The organism is Alteriqipengyuania sp., from assembly GCF_964222115.1.
In the GTDB taxonomy this organism is placed as follows: domain Bacteria; phylum Pseudomonadota; class Alphaproteobacteria; order Sphingomonadales; family Sphingomonadaceae; genus Alteriqipengyuania.
Genome location: NZ_CAXQBM010000003.1, coordinates 1 through 2,284 on the forward strand (window position 1 = coordinate 1; position 2,284 = coordinate 2,284).

Below are 2,284 nucleotides of genomic sequence, written 5' to 3' on the forward strand. Positions count from 1 at the left end.
CCGCCTAGGATCGCGCCCGTCATCCAGTTCAGGTTGCTGCCGATGGCATTCAGGTACTGGCTGAATTTTTCGATCAGGATGTCGAATTCGCCGGCAAAGTGTGTGGCTCCGGCTCCTCCGCCGCCAACCGAAGACACCAGTGCGCCAGCGACGTAGTCCAAGCCTCCAATGACTGCGTTTGCTACTGCATTGAAGTTTGCCCAATTGAAGGCGAACAGACCGATAAGGGTCAGCTTGATCAGGTACCAGAAGAAGCTGGCCCCATCCATGCTGCGAAACTGGAATGCCATGTTGATGCAGACGCCGATTAGCGAAAGCGTGACCATCAGCAGGACGATCGCGCCGGTATTGCTTGCCACGGCCCCGAACTGGGACTCAGCCGCATCGACAAGGAACGCGTCTGCCGTTCCGACCATCCAGCTGACGACGCCCATTACCAGTTGCCTTGAGCTTCGCAGATTGTACGCACGCTCGGCTCGAGTTGCTTCCTTACTTCAATCCAGTCGCGGCGAAACGCTGAATGCTCGGCTTGGCTAAGGCCTGCATACCTTTCATGATATTCGCCATCGGAGCTATCCCAAGCGGGAAAGCGGGTTTCACAGCCGCAGTCGCCAGATTCAGCGATCTCCTCCCAAGCCCGAATTTCGTACAACTCCATCAAAGCTGCTGCCTTGTAAGCTTCACGCGGATTGATTTCGTCCATCCAAGTCGGTCGCGCCGGACGATCGTTGCAAATCCGGTACTTTTGAGGCGACATATCGACTGTGAGATCGTTTGAAACCTGAGGCGAAGTCTGCGCCACAAGGGGGCCCGCCAAGGCGGCAAGCATGAGTGCGAGGATTGGTTTTCGCATCTGGGGGGTTCCTTTTTTACTCAGCGGCAACGGAGGGGCTCTTGTTGCCTCTGCCGTCGACCGTGTCGAGGTTCAAATCTGTGGTTTGGCCCGGGAGAAAGAACTCGGTGATCCCGCGCGTGCCTTCATGGCGGCCCGCCTGAATGATCACGTCGATCGAGCCCTCAATATAATCGATCATGTCGGCGTAGGTCATTGGCACATCGGTTTTCAGGGCGGCGATGGCGAGGCGGCGAACAGCAAGTTGTGGAGTCTCGGCATGGAGCGTAGTCAGCGATCCACCGTGGCCGGTATTGATTGCCTCGAGAAACGTCATCGCCTCGCGCCCGCGGACTTCGCCCAGGACGATCCGGTCGGGTCGCATGCGAAGCGTTGAGGCCAAGAGCACATCGGCACTGCGGGCATCCGTGTCCCGGTCCGCGACCAACGTCACGGCATTGGGCTGCTCGGGGCGCAGCTCGGCCGCCTCCTCGATGGTGATGATCCGCTCTTCGGGCGGGATCAGCGAAAGGATCTTGCGCGCCGCGACCGTCTTGCCGGTCGATGTACCGCCCGAAACGATCATGTTGAGCTTGTTCTCGACGCAGAAGCGCAGCGCGGCGTCGATGTCGCCGGAGGCAACCACATTGCGCAGCGCGGCGTTACGTTCGCGCCGCAGACCTTCGAGGCTGCGCTCCTTTCCATAGAGAAAGCCGAGCCGGATTGCCTCCAGCGGCAGGGAGGAAAAGAACCTAAGAGAAATCGAGAAACCGCCCTCGACTGCCGGCGGCTGGATCACCTGCGCGCGGATTGGGCGATCTCGATATAGGATCGAGACCGAGACGATAGGCTTCTTCGTGCTGAGCGTCGTCGAGGCGGCGGAGGCGATCTGGTTGCCGAGGTCCTTGATCTCGGTCTGGCTCAGCGGGCTGCCGAGACCTCGCATGAAGTGATCGCCCTGGAATTCGCCCCAGACTTGTCCGTCGGGATTGATGCAGATCTCGATCGTGTCGTCGCGCAGGACCTCGGGGCCGAAACGGTCGAGCGACGCTTCCAGATAACTTGCAGCCATGTCAGAAAATCTCGAGGTCACGATCAACCATGACCGTGATCCGTGTACCCTGATCGACATGTATCACTGGCCGGATCGCCAGATAGTCCTGCATCACGCTTTGCGCGCTATCGCGCAGGTCGGTGCCGACATCACTCGCAACATCGGCCGCCGCCTCGCTGTCGATTTGACCCGCTGCAGCCGCAGGCAGGGCGCCGATCAAGGAGATCAGCGCGGCGGAGCCGAAGCGTTGCGCGAAACGGGTGTCGACAAGCCCGGTGGTGCCAGTACGGCCGAGTTCGTCTCCACCGAAGGCGCTGATCTGCACGGTCTGATTATCGGGCAAGATGATCCGGTCCCATGCCACCATGACGCGCGATTGGGCGAGTGCGACATCGGAG

4 protein-coding genes are annotated in these 2,284 nt (G+C 60.0%); all 4 read right to left on the reverse strand.

Features of this window, described 5'->3' with window-relative positions:
• Positions 1-434 (reverse strand): type IV secretion system protein (locus tag ACEQXE_RS00075; protein ID WP_370176862.1); only part of this gene is annotated, 434 nt, incomplete at its 3' end.
• On the reverse strand, positions 434-853 hold the full coding sequence (locus ACEQXE_RS00080) for a hypothetical protein (protein ID WP_370176863.1): 420 nt from the start codon (positions 851-853) through the stop codon (positions 434-436). The genes ACEQXE_RS00080 and ACEQXE_RS00075, both read right to left, overlap by 1 nt.
• A 16-nt stretch (positions 854-869) precedes the next feature.
• A complete protein-coding gene (locus tag ACEQXE_RS00085; protein WP_370176864.1) occupies positions 870-1,904 on the reverse strand; it encodes an ATPase, T2SS/T4P/T4SS family in 1,035 nt (344 codons plus the stop codon).
• A gap of 1 nt (position 1,905) precedes the next feature.
• On the reverse strand, positions 1,906-2,284 hold a 379-nt coding region (locus tag ACEQXE_RS00090), incomplete at its 5' end, for a TrbI/VirB10 family protein (RefSeq protein ID WP_370176865.1).

Excerpts from the sequence above, each read along its gene's own strand:
- ACEQXE_RS00085 (WP_370176864.1), bottom strand. The coding sequence starts at position 1,904 with ATGGCTGCAAGTTATCTGGAAGCGTCGCTCGACCGTTTCGGCCCCGAG.
- ACEQXE_RS00080 (WP_370176863.1), bottom strand. The coding sequence starts at position 853 with ATGCGAAAACCAATCCTCGCACTCATGCTTGCCGCCTTGGCGGGCCCC.